Origin of the sequence: Erwinia sp. V71, assembly GCF_965644245.1 — a bacterium.
In the GTDB taxonomy this organism is placed as follows: domain Bacteria; phylum Pseudomonadota; class Gammaproteobacteria; order Enterobacterales; family Enterobacteriaceae; genus Erwinia.
In genome coordinates this window covers 1-4,445 of sequence record NZ_CBFFRK010000193.1, presented here as the reverse complement: position 1 = coordinate 4,445, position 4,445 = coordinate 1, and the positions used below count along the sequence as shown (strand labels likewise).

At 55.5% G+C, this 4,445-nt stretch carries 4 protein-coding genes; 3 read left to right on the top strand and 1 reads right to left on the bottom strand.

From position 1 onward, the window contains the following. Positions 1–176: 176 nt before the first annotated feature. Positions 177–647 carry a thioesterase family protein gene (locus ACSZO1_RS21750; protein ID WP_437616379.1) on the bottom strand — a complete coding sequence of 157 codons (471 nt, stop codon included), beginning with the start codon at positions 645–647 and terminating at the stop codon, positions 177–179. A 180-nt stretch (positions 648–827) separates the two neighbouring features. Here ACSZO1_RS21750 and pldA point away from each other — a divergent pair, with 180 nt between their 5' ends. From pldA to rhtC, 3 genes are read left to right on the top strand one after another with little or no spacing between them, the layout of a single operon-like run. Beyond that, complete coding sequence (gene pldA, locus ACSZO1_RS21745) at positions 828–1,706, top strand: phospholipase A (protein ID WP_437616377.1); 879 nt, start codon at positions 828–830, stop codon at positions 1,704–1,706. Between the two features lie 58 nt (positions 1,707–1,764). Beyond that, positions 1,765–3,600, top strand: coding sequence for an ATP-dependent DNA helicase RecQ (recQ, locus tag ACSZO1_RS21740; RefSeq protein WP_437616375.1), 1,836 nt, complete (start codon positions 1,765–1,767; stop codon positions 3,598–3,600). Positions 3,601–3,642: 42 nt separating this feature from the next. Beyond that, the gene (gene rhtC, locus ACSZO1_RS21735) at positions 3,643–4,266 is read left to right on the top strand and encodes a threonine export protein RhtC (protein ID WP_437616373.1); all 624 of its coding nucleotides are present in this window, start codon (positions 3,643–3,645) and stop codon (positions 4,264–4,266) included. Positions 4,267–4,445: the final 179 nt, after the last annotated feature.

Genomic DNA, 4,445 nt, shown 5'->3' with positions numbered 1-4,445 from the left:
ACCATGGGTAAAGGATGTTAAAAAGTGTTCACCATGTCCCCGAACACCTGTCTGCAATGTCCCCGGACCGTACAGTTTCACGGGGGGAGGTCAGGAGGAGGGAGCCGCGACGGAGATCTTTCTCCGCAGCTCCCCCTCCCCAGCCCTCCCCCATTTTATGGGGGAGGGGGCAAAAATCAGCCAATCAGATAGGTGGCTGTGGCGCTGGCAATATACAGGCCGGCGTCATTATGCAGCTCTGCGCGTGCCACTGCGACTTTATTTCCGCCGCGCAGCAGACTGCAACTGGCGATAAAGCGTTCGCCACGCCCCGGACGCAGATAGTCAACGCGCAGATCGATGGTGCCCATACGCGACAGACGCTGACGTAATTCCTCTTCACTGATATTGTCCTGACGCGTCAGCGTGCTGCTGACGCACACCAGTCCGGCAGCGACATCCAGCACTGCCGCAATCACGCCGCCATGCAGGATGGTTTGCGCGGCATTGCCGACCAGCATCTGCTGATTCGCAAAACTCAGTTCGGCATACTCGGGTTCGAGACGGTCCAGTTGCAGACCCAGCGCCCGGTTGAACGGCATATCATAGACAAAAATTTCCCCAATCAGGCGACGCGCGGCGTCCTGATCCAGTTGCGTTCCCGCCATAGTGAGTGTTCCCTGTCGCGTCAGTGCGCGAATGAAATGTTAATAACTTGTGTATTTTATGCTTCTGTTGAGCGCCTTTCCAGTTTCCGCAATCAGCGCTAATGCCGCGCCACTTTTCTGTGTAGAATGGCGTGCTTTTATTCATCTGTCTTTGCAGCGCTAGCCTTACTGGAGAAGAATATGCGTATGTTTCGGGGACTGCTGGCAGCGGCGATGTTATTGCCTGCTTTGGCACTGGCGCAGGAAGCGACTATAAAGGATGTTCACGATACCCCAGCTGTGCGCGGTAGCATTATCGCTAACCTGCTGGAAAAGCATGACAATCCTTTTGTGCTCTATCCGTATGAGAATAACTACTTACTTTATACCCTCACCAGCGACCTGAATACTGAAGCTATCCAGAGCTATAACTGGTCTGATAAAGCAAAAAAAGATGAAGTAAAATTCCAGCTCAGCCTGGCTTTCCCGCTGTGGCGCGGTATCCTTGGAGATAACTCGGTTCTGGCGGCTTCTTATACCCAGCGTTCCTGGTGGCAGCTGTCGAACCGTGGCGCGTCATCGCCGTTCCGTGAAACCGACTATGAGCCGCAGATTTTCCTCGGCTGGGCCACCGACTACAGCCTGGCGGGCTGGACGTTGCGTGATGTTGAACTGGGCCTGAATCATCAGTCGAACGGGCGTTCAGAGCCGACGTCACGCAGCTGGAACCGCGTCTATGCCCGACTGATGGCGCAGAACGGCAACTTCCTTGCTGAAGTGAAACCCTGGTATCGCCTGCCGGAAAGCGAAAACAACGATGATAACCCGGATATCACCAAATATATGGGTTACTACCGGGTGAAGCTGGGCTATATGGTCGGCGACAGCATTTTCAGCGTGCAGGGCAACTATAACTGGAACAGCGGCTACGGCGGCGCAGAGCTGGCCTGGAGCTATCCGATTAGCGAGCACGTGCGCTTCTATACCCAGGTGTTCAGCGGTTATGGCGAGTCGTTAATTGACTATAACCACAACCAGACGCGCTTTGGCGTCGGTGTCACCCTGAACGATCTGTTCTGATATACCGGGTCAGGTTCGCCTGACCCCTCCACTATTCAATGAGATAAACGGGGACAATGTGTCAACGGTGGCAGTAAGCAACGAGCATGATGAAACGCTGGCGCAGAGGGTGCTGCAGGAAACCTTCGGCTATCAGCAGTTTCGTCCCGGTCAGGAAACCATTATTCAGGCATCGCTCAGCGGGCGTGATTGTCTGGTAGTGATGCCGACCGGCGGGGGGAAATCTCTCTGTTACCAGATCCCGGCGCTGGTGCGTGACGGGCTGACGCTGGTGGTGTCGCCGTTAATCTCATTGATGAAAGACCAGGTTGATCAGCTGCTGGCCAATGGCGTAGCGGCGGCCTGTCTTAACTCAACGCAAAGCCGTGAAGAGCAGCAGGAAGTCTTTGCCGGTTGCCGGACCGGACGTATCCGGTTGCTGTATATTGCGCCTGAGCGCCTGATGATGGATAACTTCCTCGACAGCCTTGGCCACTGGAACCCGTCGATGCTGGCGGTAGACGAGGCACACTGTATTTCGCAGTGGGGGCACGATTTCCGCCCGGAATATGGCGCGCTGGGGCAGTTGCGTCAGCGTTTTCCTGCCCTGCCGGTGATGGCGCTGACGGCCACCGCCGATGAAGCGACCCGTAACGATATTGCCCGCCTGCTGCAGCTGAATGATCCGCTGATTCAGATCAGCAGCTTTGACCGGCCGAATATCCGCTACACGCTGGTGGAGAAGTTTAAGCCCACTGAGCAACTGATGCGTTATGTGCAGGATCAGCGCGGCAAATGCGGCATTATTTACTGCAACAGCCGAGCGAAAGTGGAAGATACCGCCGCGCGTCTGCAGAGTCGTGGGCTGAGTGTCGGCGCATATCATGCCGGTATGGAGAATGCTCATCGTGCACAGGTGCAGGAAGCCTTCCAGCGCGATGACCTGCAAATTGTCGTTGCCACGGTGGCATTTGGGATGGGCATCAACAAGCCGAACGTGCGTTTTGTGGTGCATTTCGATATCCCGCGCAATATTGAGTCGTACTATCAGGAAACGGGCCGCGCCGGACGTGATGGCCTGCCTGCCGAAGCGCTGCTGTTTTACGATCCGGCCGATATGGCGTGGCTGCGTCGCTGTCTGGAAGAGAAAGCGCCGGGCCAGCTGAAAGAGATTGAACGCCATAAGCTGAATGCGATGGGCGCTTTTGCTGAAGCACAAACCTGTCGCCGTCTGGTGCTGCTGAACTATTTTGGCGAAGGACGCCAGCAGGCCTGTGATAACTGCGATATCTGCCTTGATCCACCGCGTCGTTATGACGGACTGGTGGAGGCGCAAAAAGCGCTGTCGAGCATTTATCGTGTCGGCCAGCGTTTCGGTATGGGCTATATTGTTGAGATCCTGCGCGGTGCCAATAACCAGCGTATCCGTGATTTCCAGCACGATAAATTGCCGGTGTATGGCATTGGCCGTGAGCACAGCACCGAGCACTGGGTGAGTGTGATCCGCCAGCTGATTCACCTCGGGCTGGTGACACAAAATATCGCGATGCACTCGGCACTGCAGCTGACTGAAGCGGCGCGTCCGATTCTGCGTGGTGAATCACCGCTGATGCTGGCAGTGCCGCGTCTGGTGACCATCAAGAGCAAAAGCAGCAGCCAGAAAAGTTATGGCGGTAATTACGATCGCAAGCTGTTCGCCAAACTGCGCAAGCTGCGTAAAGCGATTGCCGATGAAGAAAATATTCCGCCGTATGTGGTGTTTAACGACGCCACCCTGATTGAAATGGCCGAGCAGATGCCACTGACCGCTTCAGAAATGCTGAGTGTAAACGGCATCGGGCAGCGTAAGCTCGAGCGTTTCGGTAAGCCGTTTATGGTGATGATCAGGGAACATGTCGACGGCGACGACGAGTAATGTGTTTCGTGTACAACCCTTAATTTTCAGGATGGAATCTCAATGTTAATGCTGTTTCTTACCGTGGCGCTGGTGCATTTTGTCGCGCTGATGAGCCCGGGTCCAGACTTTTTCTTTGTCTCACAAACCGCAGTGAGCCGTTCGCGTAAAGAGGCGATGCTCGGTGTGCTGGGGATTACCCTTGGTATTGTGGTGTGGGCAGGTGTGGCGCTGATGGGGCTGAATCTGATCCTGCAAAAAATGGCATGGTTACATCAGATTATTATGGTCGGTGGCGGGCTTTACCTGCTGTGGATGGGCTGGCAGCTGCTGCGTTCGGCACGTCAGCAACACAAGCAACCGGTGCAGCCAGACGTGCAGGTGGCGCTGTCAAACGGTGGCCGCAGCTTCTTCAAAGGGTTTCTGACCAATCTGTCTAACCCGAAAGCGGTGATCTACTTTGGTAGTGTGTTCTCACTGTTTGTCGGTGACAGCGTGGGTGCGGCGGAGCGCTGGGGCATCTTCCTGCTGATTATTGTTGAAACCTTCTGCTGGTTCACCATCGTGGCTTCGGTCTTCGCGCTGCCGACGATGCGTCGCGGTTATCAGCGTCTGGCGAAATGGATTGATGGTGTGGCGGGGGTGTTGTTTGCCGGGTTTGGTATCCACCTGATTATTTCCCGCTGAGAACGATGACGGCTCCTTCCCCCACTTTGCGGGGGAAGGCTGGGATGGGGGAGCTGACAGCTGAGATCTGTGGCGATTGCTCCCCCACCCCAACCCTCCCCCATGTGTACGGTCCGGGGACACAGTGAACACTTGTTCGGGGACATGGTAGACACTTACAACTAAGGCATAAGAACCCG

Excerpts from the sequence above, each read along its gene's own strand:
- rhtC (WP_437616373.1), top strand. The coding sequence starts at position 3,643 with ATGTTAATGCTGTTTCTTACCGTGGCGCTGGTGCATTTTGTCGCGCTG.
- pldA (WP_437616377.1), top strand. The coding sequence starts at position 828 with ATGCGTATGTTTCGGGGACTGCTGGCAGCGGCGATGTTATTGCCTGCT.
- ACSZO1_RS21750 (WP_437616379.1), bottom strand. The coding sequence starts at position 647 with ATGGCGGGAACGCAACTGGATCAGGACGCCGCGCGTCGCCTGATTGGG.